The organism is Bradyrhizobium sp. 2TAF36, assembly GCF_052114925.1.
Lineage (GTDB): Bacteria > Pseudomonadota > Alphaproteobacteria > Rhizobiales > Xanthobacteraceae > Bradyrhizobium > Bradyrhizobium barranii.
The window spans coordinates 32,488-47,008 of sequence record NZ_JBFRFR010000031.1 but is presented as its reverse complement, the minus strand read 5'-3'; the positions used below and the strand labels follow the sequence as shown (position 1 = coordinate 47,008).

Sequence of the window (14,521 nt, the reverse complement as noted above, 5' to 3'; positions counted from 1 at the left end):
GACGGCGAAGCCTTTGGGCAAATCATGACAAATCCGAAAGAATTTCCCTCCGAATTTCCCTTGCCGGAACCGCGCCGCCTCGCCTGCTCCCGTTGCGGCACCGAATTCGGCTGCGATCTCTCGGGCACCTGCTGGTGCGCGGAGGAAACGGCGCGCCTGCCGATGCCGGTCAAGGGCGAGGATTGTTTGTGCCGGGAGTGTCTGAGGAAGGCGGCGGCGGAGGCGGTGAGCGCGGCTCGTTAAGCGTGAGAGGATCGCCACAACCTCGGTGTCGTCCCTGCGGACGCAGGGACCCATAACCACAGGAAGGCGTTTGGCGAAGACTCGTCGTTCGGTATGCGACCATCCGCAACATTCAGATCACGCGGTATGGGTCCCTGCGTTCGCAGGGACGACGGTGTCGAGAGAGCCTGCCTTACACCGCGTGCCCCGGCGACTTCCGCGCCATGCCGTCGAACGCGTCGAGCAGTTTTTCGCGCCACGCATAGACGGGATCATCCACTTCCAGCAGCCTGAACGGGCTCACCACACGCGCCCATTGAAAACCGCCGAACACGATATAGTCGGCATAGTTCGGCGCGCTGCCGCCGAGATAGGCCTGCGTCTTGAACGTCTGCCGCATTACTTCGAGCGACTTGCGGAACGCGACGACGCCGGTCTCGCGGCTCGCCTGGACCTCTTCCAGGGGCTTGCCGAACCGCGCCTCACGCGACTGGCGGAAATAGGCGGCGTCGACCTGGCCGAGGTTTTTCGGGATGTCGGCGACGATCAGCAGAGAGAGGCCGCCGACGATGGCGATGTCGCCCCAGGCATTGAGCATGCGCGCCATGGCGCGGCCGCCCTCGCCGCCGAACAGCGACGGCTGGTCTGGAAAATTGTCTTCGAGATAGTTCGCGATCGCCCAGGAATCGATCACGGGCTTGTCATGATGCAGGAGCACCGGGACCTTCTCCGAGCCGTGCGGCGAAATCGCGCCCTTCTCGGTGAAGCGCCAGGGCAGCGATTCCGCCGACAGCCCCTTGTGCGCCAGCGCCATCCGCGTGCGCCAGCAATATGGGCTGAACGGGCGCGCGGCATCGGTACCGACGAGTTCGAAGAGCTTGAGCGACATGAAAGGCCTTCCCTGCCAGAGCCTCATCCTGAGGAGCGCGGAACGCGCGTCTCGAAGGATGAAGGCCCGATCTCGGCCTCGCCCTTCGAGACGCGCGCAAGATGCGCGCTCCTCAGGGTGAGGGTCTCCCATTCTGGATTGCTTCGCTTGCGCTCGCAATGACGATGTGGCGGCGGAGGTGTGTGTCACCGCCCGTTCGTGCGCAGCAACTTCTCGCCGTCCGTCGTCACCGCGATGATCAGCCCCACGCCTGCAATCGTTTCGCGGGTGACGTAGCCGCGCTCGGCGGCGTCTTCCCAGATCGTGAGACGCGGGCATGAGGTCTTCCAGGTCGCGATCACCTCGGCATAGGCGCGCGGCTCGCGCGCGATCCATTCGACGAAGTCCAGCACCAGCGGGTCGGCCATCTCGCTCATTGCAAACCTCCCTTGTCGAAAGCCGCCAGCACCGGGGTACGAAGCAGGAGCCAGCCGCCATAGGCGATGTAGTAGCAAGCGATGGTGGTGATCAGCTTGTTCGACCAGGCCACGAATTGCTGGTCGGTCATGGCTTCGAGGATGCGCCGCGCCAGCGTGGTGCCGAGCATAGAGGCTGCGATCGCGACGCCGGCGAGCACGGGATCGAGGCTCGCGGCCTGGTCGATGATGCGGCCGAAATAGACGAGCTTGGTGAAATGGCTGACGAGCTGGCACATCGCCTTCGTCGCCACCTTCTCGCGCCGGCCGAAATCGCCGCCGAGGAAGAAGGTGTCGAGCAACGGGCCGGACACGCCGGTCATCAGCATCAAGCCCATGCAGATCGTGCCATAGACGGTGCCCTGCCAGAGACGGTCGGGATCCGGCTTGATGTTCGACGGCAGCAGCCGCGCCATGAACGGGGTGATGCCGAGCAGCAGCAGCGCCATCGGCTTGTCCGGCACATAGCGGGTGAGCGACCAGGCCGCGAGCGCGACGGCAGCGCCGACCATGTAGTTCGCGACCGGCCGCCAGCGGATATGCGCGCGCCACAGGAACGCGCGCCAGCCGTTCGAGGCCATCTGCGTGATCGCATGCAGCACCATCGCGGTCGGCAGCGGCATCAGCGCCAGCAGCACGCCGATCAGGATCAGCCCGCCCGCCATGCCGAACAGCCCCGACAGGAACGCGGTGGTGACCATCAGCAATCCAAGGGCAGCGATCATGATGGGCGTCACGAGAGATTCTCCTGCAAGCACGTAAGGGACGAAGGCTGCATCACTCCCTCGCCCAGCTTGCGGGGAGAGGGTGGGGTGAGGGGGAGTCTCCGCAAGGAAGGTGGCAGAGGGACTCGCGGAGAGTCCCCCTCACCCGGAATTTGCTCTCGCAAACTCCGGCCTCTCCCCGCGTGCGGGGAGAGGCGAAGAACGCGGCGGCGGCCCCGAAACACAACTTGGAATTACTCTCATTCTTGTGCCTCGCTTGCCCCGGCTGCGCAAACTGAGTTATCTTGGCCTTGCATCAGCTTTCCTGAGGGTGGGTCATTTGCGGCGGCTGCTGTTTCTCAACGGCATCAAGGCATTCGAGGCGGCGGCGCGGACCGGCAGTTTTGCGGCGGCCGGGCTCGAGCTCAGCGTGTCGGCGGCGGCCGTCAGCCGCATGGTGCATCTGCTGGAGGAACGTCTTGGCGTCGCGCTGTTCGAGCGCAAGGCCAACAAGCTCGTGCTGACGCAGGCAGGCCGCGCCTATCAAGGCGGGCTGACGCCGATCTTCGACGCGCTGGCAAGCCTCACCGCGCAGGTGACGGCGCCCTCCAGCGTCCGCGTGCTCACCATCGGCGTCGGCCACACCTTTGCGATGCGCTGGCTGATCCCGCGCCTGTCGGAGTTTCGCAGCGAGGAGCCCGACATCGAGGTGCGCTTCACCACCGGTGGTGCCGAGGTCCCATTCGGCGAGGACTGGAGCTGCGGCATCAAGCTCGGCACCGGCGACTGGCCCGGCCTGGTCGCCGAGCCGCTATTCGCCGGCGACCTCACGCCGGTCTGCGTGCCTCGCCTCGCCACCGGCCTGAAGCGGCCCGCCGACCTCAAAGGGCCAGGCCTGATCCGCGTCACGCATTCGCCGGAGGATTGGCCGATCTGGCTCAAGGCGGCGAACCTCACCCGCATCAACGCGCGCGGACCGGAATTCCAGTTCTACGGCCAGGCGCTCCAGGCCGCCGCCGACGGCCTCGGCATCGCCATGGGCATCCGGCCCTATATCGACGACGATCTCGCCGCCGGCCGGCTGGTCGCGCCGTTCGATCTCTCGGTTCCCAAGGGCATGCGCTGGTACCTGCTGTATCGCAGTTTTCAGACCGAGCAGCGCGACTTCGCCGCGTTCCGGCGCTGGATCATGCGGGCGGCCTCGGAGCCCGCCGCACGCCCCGCCAGGCGGATCGGCCGCGCCGCGCCGCGGAACTGACGCCCGTTCCACGAGGCCCTGGGCAAAAAAGCCGGCCGCTTGTGAATGGCTTCACATACTGAACCCGCCAAACGTGGTCCCCTGACCCTTCAACAAGACACTTACGGAACATTTGGGGACTACAATGACGACCATCTACGACGGCTTTGACATCGAATCCTTCGAGGCCGGCAAAGGCCTCTGGCATGCCCGCATCCGCCGCGCCGATCTCAGCCCCCTCGCCATCGACGGCGTGCTGTTTCCGGCCATGGAAGTCGGTTTCGCCTGGCCGGATCAGAACGCGGCGATCGCCGATGCCAAGCACCACATCGACCGCTTCCGCCGGCGGGCCGACGACCACGACGACGAATAAGCGCGGGACTCCAAGCGAACCAAGGGACAGCGCAGCATAAAGGGGGAACCGGTCATGTCAGTCATCGAATTCGAAGACACGCCGCGGCCGAGAATCTATGCCCGCAATGTGCTGTCGAAATGTCCCGAATGCGATGGCGATCTCGCGGTGCTTCGCGTGATCGGCGGCCGCGCCGGGTGCGAGTACTGGACCATGCGCTGCACCGATTGCGGCGGGATCCATCTCGACATCCTCGAGCCGCACCGGGCGAGCAACGACGACGAGGCCCCGCCGCCGGCGGCGTAAGGCGCGACCGGCGATCCGGTCGCACGCTCGCAATCGCAATTCCATCCGGCCCCTGCAACTGCTATGCTGGCGCAGCAACCGCGCGCGCAGGCGAGGCATGACGGATGATCAAGGCTCTGCTGCTCGATCTCGGCGATACACTGATCGACTCCGCCAGTGAAAAACCGTTTCCCGGCGTCGAGGACGCGCTCGGCGTGATCGAGACCTTCGAGACGGCGGACCACGCGCCGCTGGTCGTGTGCCTGGTCTCGGACTACACGATGCCTGAACCGCGGACATCACGGGCGATCGCTGCGACCTTTGCCGAATACCTTGAGTTGCTCGACAGGACCGGCCTGCGGCGCTTCTTCGAACCGGTCGAGGAACGCGTGACGCTGTCGACCCATGCCGGCGCGAGAAAGCCCGATGCCTTGGTGTTCGAGACAGCCTTTAAGCGCGCCGGTGTCGATGGCGGCTTGAATCAGGCGCTGTTCATCACGGAAAATGCCGAGCATATAGCGGCCTGCCGCAAACTTGGGATGAAGACCCTGCGATATGGCACCGATTTCACATCCTGGTCGCAGGCCCCCTTGCTGATCTCGCAGGACATTGGCGCCGCCGGTTTCAAGAACAGCGAAGCGGTGTTCAGACCCGCTTTGGCCGACCGTGGCCTGAAGCTTCAATCCATCGAGGACCTCAGCCCGAACAAGCTCCGCGGCACTGCACGCAATCTGGTGCAGCTGCATTCGCCCGACCTCGGCAGCTTCAACGACGTGCATGTTGAGTTGCCGGTGGAGGTCGCGGCGAGCCTCGATTCGGCCGGTCGCATCACCACGGTGCACTCGACGCCCCGTCCTGACGACGTGGCCGAGGCCATTCTGAATGTGCAGTCGCTCGCGGCCAACAAGCAGATCGCCGACGGTCCGCCCGATCCCGCATCGCCCGTGCTGCCGACCTATCGGGTGGAAACGGATTCTGAGGGGCGGCGCATTCTGCGCCGCCGCCGCTTGACGGCCTTTTGACCGCAGACCGCCGCCTCAAATGCAGCAGCCGCACAGGAAGCGGATGCGGGTCAGCACCTTTTTGCCGCCGACCGTGCGGATGACGTGGGTGCGAATATTGTTCGACGACGCATCGTCGGCCGCGGCGGCGGCCACCAGCCCTTTCTTCTTCGCCGTCTTTGCGGCCGCCTTCGGCTTGCCGTCGAGCTCGATGCGACCGTTCCTGAGCAGCGTCTCGACGAAGGCGCCGACCTCGTCCTCCGTGCGATTGTGCTCTGGCAACGCGCCGAGCACCGCCGCACGGGCGCCGGAGCGGCCGATCAGAACCGGCTCCGCCGCGAAGGCGACCACGCCGCGAAGTCTGGTGTCGATATCGCCGAGCGGGACTTCGCGCCGATGCACCGCTTCCGCCACGCCCTCCCCGAGCATGGCGAGCGGGCGGATCGCGAATCTGGCGCCCTTCGCGCCGATCCGCTCGCGCAGATCCGAGAGCGTGCTCGGCGCGATCGTGGCGCTCGCCTTCAGGATCTTGGGTGGCGGCCCCGCCAACGCCGCCGTCGGCGCGGTCATGGCGGCGCTGCCGAGCATGATGTCGTGATCGGAGAACGCCTTGCCGATGATCTCGCGATTGGCGCCGTTGTTGATCTGGCCGTCGGCCTTGACCATGGCCCGGCCCACGGACTGAAAATATCGCGCCGTCTCCGGCGTCTGCCGCACCGCTTCGACCAACAGCCTGCCGCAGGTCTGCGCGGCGGTCAGCAGCGCCGCCTCGCTGCCGGCGCCGCTCGCCGCGAACACGCCGCGGAGCGTGTCATAGAATGCGCCGGTGAAGACGCGGCTGAAATTGTGGCTCTCGCGCGTGAGCAATTCGGGCGGATCTTCGAACTTGCCGGCCGGCAAGGTGCTGGGCAGCTGCCATTTGAACGTATTCAGCGCCCGCCGCGGCTTCGAGGGGTTGACGTTGCCGAACTGCTTGAGAATGGCGGCCGACAGATATTCGGAACTCGCCTCGACGAAATTCGGCTGGGACAGGTCGGGCGTGATCTGAAGCAGCTTGATCCGCGTCGCCTGGTCCGACAGCGCGGTCAGCAGGGCAACCACGTCGCCGAACGCTTCGTGAAACGCTCCGACCTCAGGTAGCGGGCTGTTGAACAGCTCCGGCCGCTGGGAATCGAGCAGGGCGTGGCCGACCTCATGGCTGACCGTGTCGGTGCTGGCCGCGGAGAAGGTGGTTGTGGTGCCGTCGTTGAAGTCGAAGAACCGAACACCTTGCGTGTCGTAATAGGCATTCAACCGCCGGGGGCCGACCGTTTCACCGTCATTGTAGGTCAGGCTGATGTCGATGCGAGGCCCTTGCGACCATCTGGCGAGGTTGCCGGCATAGGTCTCCCAGGCCTCCACAGCGGCGAGCGCCGCTTCCCGGCTCTGCCAGAACAGAAAGTCCCGCTGATTGACACCGAACGGGGCCTCGGCCGCGTGAGCCTCATAGTTGAAATTTGCACGCCCGGCCGGACGGTCGGGCCGCGCGTCCTGCTGCCGTTGCGGCATGTCGGTCACGGCATTGGGGTCGTTCGGGATGAAATTGATTGTCATGGAATCTACCCGCTGTTGAGGCGACTGGCCGCGCCTGCGGCCGAAAGCGCCGCCGAGATGCATGAAAATGGTCAGATCATCGCGCAATAAACACTACCTAAAGTAGCGCCATCGCCGTCCGACGCAACGACAAATTTGTCGCGTCGGGGCGATCATGGCTCCTGCTGCCAACCTGCTGTCAGCAGCCTGAGCACGGAAGGGCATTCGCCCTTTTCTGAAGCGCTGACTCGTCCCATATTCGGGGCATGGCGAAGAAACCTGCTCCCCCGAAATCCCCCAAATCCAAAGCCCCGAACTCGAAGGCACATCGGCCCGACGTGCAGCCGATCGGGCCGGCGCTGGCCGAACTTCTGAATCCCGCGATCAATCGCGGCGATGCCGGGCTGGGATCGGGCACCGGGCTGCAGCCGCCGCCGGACAATTCGCGCGACCGCCGCGCCGGGGGCGAGGCCGCCGCGCACCGGGCGCGCGCCTCGACACCGAGAGATTTTCCGCAGGATAATGCCAAGAATCTGACTAAGCCGATGCCGCTGCGGCCCAATCCGCAGCCGCCGGGGGCGCGTGCGTCGGAGAGCGGCGGCTTCGACGAGGCGCCGCAGGCCAATTACGGCACCGCGGCCACGATCCCGACGCTCGATCCGGAACTGGCGCGGCAGCTCGGGATGCCGACAGAGGAGGACGATGCGGAAGCGCTGGCGCGTCCGCCGCGCAACAAAATGGAGGCGCTCGGGGTCAAGGCGACCGCGGATGCGCTGGAATCGCTGATCCGCGAGGGCCGTCCGGAGTTCCGCAGGGACGACGGCTCCACCAAGGTGTGGACGCCGCACCGGCCGCCGCGCCCGGAAAAGTCCGAAGGCGGCGTGCGCTTCGAGCTTAAGTCCCACTATGAGCCGCGGGGCGATCAGCCGACCGCGATCAAGGAGCTGGTCGAGGGCATCGAGCGCAACGACCGTTCGCAGGTGCTGCTCGGCGTCACCGGCTCGGGCAAGACCTACACCATGGCGCAAGTGATCGAGAAGACGCAGCGTCCCGCCATTATCCTGGCGCCGAACAAGACGCTCGCCGCCCAGCTCTATGGCGAGTTCAAGAGCTTCTTCCCTGATAACGCGGTCGAGTATTTCGTCAGCTATTACGACTACTATCAGCCCGAGGCTTATGTCCCGCGCACGGACACCTACATAGAAAAGGACTCGTCGATCAACGAGCAGATCGACCGCATGCGCCACTCGGCGACGCGCGCCCTGCTCGAGCGCGACGACGTCATCATCGTCGCCTCGGTGTCCTGCATCTACGGTATCGGCTCGGTCGAGACCTACACCGCGATGACGTTCGCGCTGAAGAAGGGCGAGCGCATCGACCAGCGCCAGCTGATCGCCGACCTCGTCGCGCTCCAGTACAAGCGCACCCAGGCCGATTTCACCCGCGGCACGTTCCGTGTGCGCGGCGACGTCATCGACATCTTCCCCGCGCACTATGAAGACCGCGCCTGGCGCGTGAATCTGTTCGGCGACACCATCGAGACCATCGAGGAATTCGATCCGCTCACCGGCCACAAGCAGGACGAGCTCGAATTCATCAAGATGTATGCGAACTCGCACTATGTGACGCCGCGCCCGACGCTGGTGCAGGCGATCAAGTCGATCAAATCGGAGCTGAAGCAGCGGCTCGACCAGCTACACGACCAGGGCCGTCTGCTGGAAGCGCAGCGGCTGGAGCAGCGCACCACCTTCGATCTCGAGATGATGGAGGCGACCGGAAGCTGCGCCGGCATCGAGAACTATTCGCGCTATCTCACCGGGCGCCTGCCCGGCGAGCCGCCGCCGACGCTGTTCGAATACGTCCCCGACAACGCGCTGGTGTTCGCCGACGAAAGCCACGTCACCGTGCCGCAGATCGGCGGCATGTTCCGCGGCGACTTCCGCCGCAAGGCGACGCTCGCCGAATACGGCTTCCGCCTGCCCTCCTGCATGGACAACCGCCCGCTCCGCTTCGAGGAGTGGGACATGATGCGGCCGCAGACGGTCGCGGTGTCGGCGACGCCGAGCGGCTGGGAGCTGAACGAAAGCGGCGGCGTGTTCGTCGAACAGGTCATTCGCCCGACCGGACTTATTGATCCTCCCGTTAATATCCGCCCCGCCCGCACCCAGGTCGACGATCTCGTCGGCGAGGTCCGCGCCACCGCCCAGGCAGGCTATCGCTCGCTGATCACGGTGCTGACAAAGCGCATGGCGGAGGATCTCACCGAATATCTGCATGAGCAGGGTATTCGCGTTCGCTACATGCACTCCGATATCGACACCATCGAGCGTATCGAGATCATCAGGGATCTTCGCTTGGGCGCCTTCGACGCGCTGGTCGGCATCAACCTGCTCCGCGAGGGTCTCGACATTCCCGAATGCGCACTGGTCGCGATTCTGGACGCCGACAAGGAAGGCTTTTTGCGCAGTGAAACGTCCTTGATTCAGACCATCGGCCGCGCCGCGCGCAACGTCGACGGCAAGGTGATCCTCTATGCCGACCAGATGACGGGCTCGATGGAGCGCGCCATCGCCGAGACCAACCGGCGCCGCGAAAAGCAGGTCGAGTACAACACCGCCAATGGCATCACGCCGGAGAGCGTGAAGAAGCAGATCGGCGACATCCTCAACTCCGTCTACGAGCGCGACCACGTGTTGGTCGAGGTCGGCGGCCACGACATGACCGACGACGTCATCTCGATCGGCCACAATTTTGAAGCCGTGCTCGCCGATCTCGAAACCCGCATGCGCGAGGCCGCCGCCGATTTGAACTTCGAGGAAGCCGCCCGCCTCCGCGACGAAGTCAAACGCCTGCGCGCCACCGAGCTCGCAGTGGTCGACGACCCCACCGTCAAGCAGCGCACCGTGCAGGGCAAGGCCGGCGCCTATGCCGGCACCAAGAAGTACGGCGACGCCGCCAACCTCCCCGTCAGCGCGATGAAGAAAAAGACCGTGAGCTCCGCACTGAAAGCCAGCGGCGGCGGCAGCGGCTCGAAGGTGCACAAGCCGCATCTCGACGAGATGCACGGGCCGGAGTCGTTGCCCTATCGCGAGAACCCGAGCCTGCCGGCAAAGCCGTTCGGCAGCACGAGCCGGATCATCCARCCGACGGACTCGAGGCAGTCCGGGCCGGAGTTCGGACCTGCGCCGAAGTCGACGGGTGGACAGCCGGGACGGCGGGGTGGGTGGAAGAAGAGGTAGGCGGCGGAGTATCGTCCGCGCTTGTCGTGGTTATGGATTCCGGGCTCGCGCTTCGCGCGCCCCGGAATGACGAGGGAGCATGTGGTGCCGTTCGCGCCTACAACTTCCCCTGCCCGTTTACCTGACCCTGCTGTTGCTGCTGCTTTTCCTGCTCCTTGGCGTGATGCCTGCCGTAGAGGCAGCCGGCGGCGGCGCCCAGGACGCCGTGATGGCCGGCATAGTGGCCGGCGACGCCGCCGACGACGGCGCCCTTGATGCAGCCCTTGGCGTTGGCGGCGGAGGTCGCGCCCAGCATCAGAAGTGCTGCGGCGACGGTGAGAAGCGGGGATTTCATGATCGATGTCTCCGGATCGGTTTCGGTGTCTCAACGAGCACCGACGGGCGCGGGTTCCCGTGTGCCGTGCGTGGCGGACGCGCCCACCGGCATGCACGCGGCGTCATGCGGGACGCGAAAGCCCGCTCGAATTCTTGCAGGCGGCCATCAACACAAGCTTTAATTGCATTTCATGAACCGGGCTTTGCATCGGCGCGTCATATGATCCGGACACCATTGTTTTTGCGGATTGCTGGACCCGCAGAGCGCGCATTGGCGTTTGCAATCGACACCCCACGAGGGCGGGAGCGGCATGACGGTTGGATCGCTGAACAGGCAACGCGTGCTGCATCTGCTGGACAGCTTTGCGCGCGGCGATATCGAGGCCGCGCTGTCGTGCTGCACCGACGACGTCGACTTTCTTACCCACGCGCCGATCGACGTACTGCCGCACATAGTGCCGCGCCACGGCAAGCAGCAGCTGCGCGATCTGTGGCAGACCGTCTGGTCGCGCTATTCCGAAATCCGCTACAGGGCGCCGCACATCCTCGCCGAGGGCGACGAGGTCGCGACCTACATGCACACCTACTTCAAGAAGCGCAGCAACGATCGCGTCGTGCAGTTCGACATGGCGGTGTTCTACAGCTTCCGGGGCGGACTGGTGGCGCAGATCCGCGAGATCATCGATTCCTACGATCTGGTGCAGCAGGTGCTGGAGCGGGAGATCGGGCCGCTGATCGTGGGCGCGCGGGCGGACGGGGGATGATCCTTCGCGCTCGCCCCGTTCTGACGGGCAGAGGTGGAGCAGAGACCGGGAGATTACGGGGTTCTGTTGTAAATCTCACAAACCCGCATCAATTGTGCATTGCGAAAACGTGAATTGCGTTTTGGCCGAAATCGCCTATTTTATTTGTATACGAATGAATTGAGCGGCCCCCGCACCTTTTCTGTGCATGGGGTTGCTTTCCGTTTTTTCTGCAAGCCAGCTTCAGGACGCCCCCAAATGACAGAGCACAGCCTCTGGCGTTTCTCGCGCGCGTTGCATCGCGCGGTGAACGACCGGGATTTCAGGGACATCGAGGCCCTGATCGACGAGGACGTCGAGTGGGCGATCTACGGCCCGATCGACATGTTTCCGTTCCTCGGCGCGCGCCAGGGCCGGGACGCCGTGCTCGACGTCATCCGCCAGCTCGCCGACAATTTCCACGTCCGCCGCTTCGACCGCGAGAGCATCATGCTCGGCGTGGATTCCGCCGCCTCGATGCTGCGCTATTCGCTGACCGCGCTGGATTCCGACAAGCCGATCAGCTTGCGGGTGGCGCAGTTCGCCCAGTTCAGGGCGGGCAAGCTGATCAGCATGCGCGTGCTGGTCGACACCTTCGATCTGGTTGAACAGGCACTCGGCCGCGCCATTCATCTGCCGAAGATGACCCGCGTCGGCTGAGGGGGACGCCAACGGGCCCCGCTTGCCGGGACCGATGATTGATGCTCGCCCGACCCGCGTCCTGGCCTCCAGCCCCGCCGGATGCCGTCGTGGCGAAGCTCGTCATCGGGCGCGCCTTTCGCGCGGCCCGTTGGTTCGCCATTCCAGTGGTTTGAGCATGATCTCCGCGCAAACGCGTTCCGCGTTTGTCGCGAGGGAAAACCGCTGCACACTTTGCGCTGGCGCGGCCCTTCGGGTCCGGATCATGCTCTGGCCGAGGCGAGCCGCCACAATTTCGCAACGATAGATCACCATGTGTTGAGCGGACGGAATGGCGCATGGTCATCACCGAAGGCCGCATTATAGTGGCGGCAGGCATGCGCTGGGCTCGCGGGCAGGACGATGGAATTCTCGACAGGTTTTGGCTGGACCAGGCTGCCGGTGCTGGCGGCCGCATTCATTTTGGGCTCGGTTCTGACGGTCTCGGCGCAGATCATCCCGCCCTTCTCGGCGGCTGCGCCTGACGACGAGGCCGAGACCGAAGCCACGGAGACCGCCGCAGCTCCCGACGTCAACGACCCCGACATTTTAAAGGGCATCGACGTCGACAAGCTCGACTGGAGTCAACTCGCGGTCGACGCCGGTACCGGCAACGACGTCATGGCCGCCAAGAAGCGCGCCCAGGCCGCGGCCAAGGACGGCCTGAACTGGTCGTCGAACGCGAACGCCAACGGCTCCTCCGCGGTGACGGTGAAGCAGTCGGTCTCCTCGTTCTGGGACGCCCGCATCGGCGCCGACATGACGGTGACGAGCGAGCCGCGGACGATGTCCGAGCTGCTGGCGCAGAAAGCCACCAATGGCGGCAGCCTGCCGCAATCCTCCGGCAGCGCCTGGGCGGCCGCGACCGCGCCGGGCGCCGGCTCGATCTGGGACAAGACCGCGGTGGAAGCCCGCGTCGATCCCGGCGCCGAGCAGAGCAAGATCGGGGCGTCGCTGATCAAGTCGGTGCCGCTGTCGAGCGACACGTCGCTGACGCTCCAGAACGGCTACAGCGTCAACCAGCAGGGCACCACCGCGGTGCCCGGCATCGGCGGCCACATCACGCGCAATTACGAGACCGAGCAGAGCGCCAAGGTCACCCTCACCGACACCGGCACCAGCATCACCGCCGGCCAGTCGCTGTCGACCACCGACGACAAATGGCTGCGCAAGGTCGGCGCCGAGCAAAAGCTGTTCGACAACGTCACCGTCTCCGGCTCGGTCGGCGAGACCTCGCAGGGCGCGATCAACAAGAGCCTGACGGCGGGCTTCAAGAAGAGCTGGTAGCAGTCCTGCGCCCCCCTCTGCCATCATCCCGGGATAGGTTCGTTTTCCCAGCAGTTCAGACTCTCGTAACCATACGCCACGGCAAAGCCCCCGAATCGTCCGCCCTTGCCGTATCTCGGCCAAGTTGCGGTCAAAATCCGACGCCCTAGTCGGATGACCGAACTCGTCGTGCGGGGGACACTCGCGCTGCGCTCAACGCGAACAGGGGAATAACGATGAACGCCATGCGTCCGGAAAAGACCGAACCCACCGAGACCGAGACGGTCGACACCAACCTCGCCGCAGTGACGGAAGTCGAAGCCGGCATCCGCGACTTCGTCCGCAACGACATCGCCTATCTGCGCCGGCCGGCATCGGGAACCACCGACACGCCGCCGCTCGATCCGAGCGCGGAAGCCACCGTCACCAACGTCAACTCGCTGATCCAGCGCGTCGCCGGCACCTCGCTCGCCGAGATCGAGAACCTGATCTCCGAGCTCGAGAGCCTGCGCGACCTGCTCCATGCCGAGGGCCAGCGCGTCCAGCGCGAGATCTCCGGCTACGCCCAGCTCAGCCAGGCCGCGATGAAGTCGACCCGCATGATCGCCGACAACGTCGCGCAGTGGAAGCGCGCCGCCGACGGCCTGCGCAACAGCTGATCACTCACGTCAAGCATCACCGGCCGCCGCGTTCCGCAAAGGACGCGGCGGTTTTGATTCGCGGGGAGTTGGGTGCGCACAAGCTCCCCACGATAGGTGTCATCGCCCGACTTGCCGCCTTCGCTAAGGCTTCGGCGGCCGAGTGAGTTCTTGGCCCGGCGAAGCCCTTGGCGGAGACGGGATCGGGCGATCCAGTATTCCAGAGACAATGAGGCAAGAGCCGGGACGCCGCGGCGTACTGGATGCCCCGGTCAAGCCGGGGCATGACAGCGGAGGGTGTGGCTGCGAAAGATTGAGGCAGTGGACATGCGTTCACGCAGTCAATGCAGCCGACCCGGTTCGCTTTGAACCCTCCGCGCCCCAGCGCCGACCAATGCCAAGCGCCCGCAGCCTTGCGGCCGGGCCTGGGGACATTTCAGATGGAAAGCATTCGGCCCGACAACACGGACCCTATCCCGCTGCGGCCCGCGCCGAACCAGTTCGGCACGATCATGCTGCGCTTCGTCGGATTGCTGGCGGTGGCGATCGCGGTGCTGGCGTTCGTCTATAGCCGCTGACGGCGGAGGCCGGACGTCCGGCCCCGAAGAGTTAACGAGCCCTTAACGGCTCGCGTCGACCGTCGAGGCTTCCAGGGTGTAGCCGCCATCGGCATAGCCCTTCACCACCATGCCGGCGACCAGCATCACTGCCAGCGTCGCGGTCGCAAAGATAAATCCCACCAGCTTGAGTGCGCCGCGGTCTGCCATGGTCCTCGTCCCCTGTTCTCTGCCCAATTCGTTTCAATTAGACAGCGACAGGTTCATAATTGGTTAGCAACTCGATGGTTCCGCCAACTGCTTCGCGGGTCATCATGTTGAGCAGGCTT

17 protein-coding genes are annotated in these 14,521 nt (G+C 65.2%); 11 read left to right on the top strand and 6 right to left on the bottom strand.

Annotated elements, in window-relative coordinates; all coding sequences use genetic code 11:
* Nucleotides 1–24 precede the first annotated feature (24 nt).
* Nucleotides 25–243, top strand: a complete 219-nt coding sequence (locus AB4Z51_RS19220; protein ID WP_085399301.1) for a cysteine-rich CWC family protein — start codon at nt 25–27, stop codon at nt 241–243.
* Between the two features lie 172 nt (nt 244–415).
* Here the strand turns inward: AB4Z51_RS19220 and AB4Z51_RS19215 are convergent, their stop codons facing one another.
* From AB4Z51_RS19215 to AB4Z51_RS19205, 3 genes are all read right to left on the bottom strand, one after another.
* Nucleotides 416–1,111 (bottom strand): glutathione S-transferase family protein, encoded by a 696-nt coding sequence (locus AB4Z51_RS19215; RefSeq protein ID WP_063985539.1) that lies wholly within the window; start codon nt 1,109–1,111, stop codon nt 416–418.
* Nucleotides 1,112–1,296: 185 nt separating this feature from the next.
* On the bottom strand, nt 1,297–1,527 hold the full coding sequence (locus tag AB4Z51_RS19210; protein WP_085399300.1) for a hypothetical protein: 231 nt from the start codon (nt 1,525–1,527) through the stop codon (nt 1,297–1,299).
* Nucleotides 1,524–2,303: a sulfite exporter TauE/SafE family protein gene (locus AB4Z51_RS19205; RefSeq protein ID WP_085399299.1), complete on the bottom strand. Its 780-nt coding sequence runs from the start codon at nt 2,301–2,303 to the stop codon at nt 1,524–1,526. The genes AB4Z51_RS19210 and AB4Z51_RS19205 overlap by 4 nt, the downstream gene beginning before the upstream one ends.
* Nucleotides 2,304–2,610: 307 nt before the next feature.
* On the opposite strand from AB4Z51_RS19205, the gene AB4Z51_RS19200 reads away from it, so the two are divergent.
* From AB4Z51_RS19200 to AB4Z51_RS19185, 4 genes are all read left to right on the top strand, one after another.
* Nucleotides 2,611–3,528, top strand: a complete 918-nt coding sequence (locus tag AB4Z51_RS19200) for a LysR substrate-binding domain-containing protein (protein ID WP_063985542.1) — start codon at nt 2,611–2,613, stop codon at nt 3,526–3,528.
* A gap of 124 nt (nt 3,529–3,652) precedes the next feature.
* A complete protein-coding gene (locus tag AB4Z51_RS19195; RefSeq protein ID WP_071909573.1) occupies nt 3,653–3,880 on the top strand; it encodes a hypothetical protein in 228 nt (75 codons plus the stop codon).
* Nucleotides 3,881–3,934: 54 nt separating this feature from the next.
* Nucleotides 3,935–4,165, top strand: coding sequence for a hypothetical protein (locus AB4Z51_RS19190; protein ID WP_063985544.1), 231 nt, complete (start codon nt 3,935–3,937; stop codon nt 4,163–4,165).
* 104 nt (nt 4,166–4,269) lie between these two features.
* Nucleotides 4,270–5,166: an HAD family hydrolase gene (locus tag AB4Z51_RS19185; protein WP_085399298.1), complete on the top strand. Its 897-nt coding sequence runs from the start codon at nt 4,270–4,272 to the stop codon at nt 5,164–5,166.
* Between the two features lie 15 nt (nt 5,167–5,181).
* On the opposite strand, the gene AB4Z51_RS19180 is transcribed toward AB4Z51_RS19185, so the two are convergent.
* The gene (locus AB4Z51_RS19180; protein ID WP_135216024.1) at nt 5,182–6,738 is read right to left on the bottom strand and encodes a hypothetical protein; all 1,557 of its coding nucleotides are present in this window, start codon (nt 6,736–6,738) and stop codon (nt 5,182–5,184) included.
* A gap of 245 nt (nt 6,739–6,983) precedes the next feature.
* Between AB4Z51_RS19180 and uvrB the strand changes: the two genes are divergently transcribed.
* Nucleotides 6,984–9,956: an excinuclease ABC subunit UvrB gene (gene uvrB / locus AB4Z51_RS19175; protein ID WP_135216023.1), complete on the top strand. Its 2,973-nt coding sequence runs from the start codon at nt 6,984–6,986 to the stop codon at nt 9,954–9,956.
* A gap of 97 nt (nt 9,957–10,053) precedes the next feature.
* Here uvrB and AB4Z51_RS19170 read toward each other — a convergent pair whose 3' ends face one another.
* Nucleotides 10,054–10,290, bottom strand: a complete 237-nt coding sequence (locus AB4Z51_RS19170) for a hypothetical protein (RefSeq protein ID WP_028151579.1) — start codon at nt 10,288–10,290, stop codon at nt 10,054–10,056.
* A gap of 292 nt (nt 10,291–10,582) precedes the next feature.
* Between AB4Z51_RS19170 and AB4Z51_RS19165 the strand changes: the two genes are divergently transcribed.
* The 5 genes from AB4Z51_RS19165 to AB4Z51_RS19145 all read left to right on the top strand — a co-directional run bounded on the left by AB4Z51_RS19165 (nt 10,583) and on the right by AB4Z51_RS19145 (nt 14,213).
* Nucleotides 10,583–11,035, top strand: coding sequence for a nuclear transport factor 2 family protein (locus AB4Z51_RS19165; RefSeq protein WP_441497788.1), 453 nt, complete (start codon nt 10,583–10,585; stop codon nt 11,033–11,035).
* 237 nt (nt 11,036–11,272) lie between these two features.
* Nucleotides 11,273–11,713: a nuclear transport factor 2 family protein gene (locus AB4Z51_RS19160; protein ID WP_063985546.1), complete on the top strand. Its 441-nt coding sequence runs from the start codon at nt 11,273–11,275 to the stop codon at nt 11,711–11,713.
* A gap of 381 nt (nt 11,714–12,094) precedes the next feature.
* Nucleotides 12,095–13,018, top strand: a complete 924-nt coding sequence (locus AB4Z51_RS19155) for a hypothetical protein (RefSeq protein ID WP_085399294.1) — start codon at nt 12,095–12,097, stop codon at nt 13,016–13,018.
* Nucleotides 13,019–13,233: 215 nt separating this feature from the next.
* Nucleotides 13,234–13,656, top strand: coding sequence for a hypothetical protein (locus AB4Z51_RS19150; RefSeq protein ID WP_071909569.1), 423 nt, complete (start codon nt 13,234–13,236; stop codon nt 13,654–13,656).
* Nucleotides 13,657–14,075: 419 nt separating this feature from the next.
* Nucleotides 14,076–14,213 carry a hypothetical protein gene (locus AB4Z51_RS19145; RefSeq protein WP_014492018.1) on the top strand — a complete coding sequence of 46 codons (138 nt, stop codon included), beginning with the start codon at nt 14,076–14,078 and terminating at the stop codon, nt 14,211–14,213.
* A 42-nt stretch (nt 14,214–14,255) separates the two neighbouring features.
* Here the strand turns inward: AB4Z51_RS19145 and AB4Z51_RS19140 are convergent, their stop codons facing one another.
* Nucleotides 14,256–14,402, bottom strand: a complete 147-nt coding sequence (locus AB4Z51_RS19140; protein ID WP_166103493.1) for a hypothetical protein — start codon at nt 14,400–14,402, stop codon at nt 14,256–14,258.
* Between the last annotated feature and the right edge of the window lie 119 nt (nt 14,403–14,521).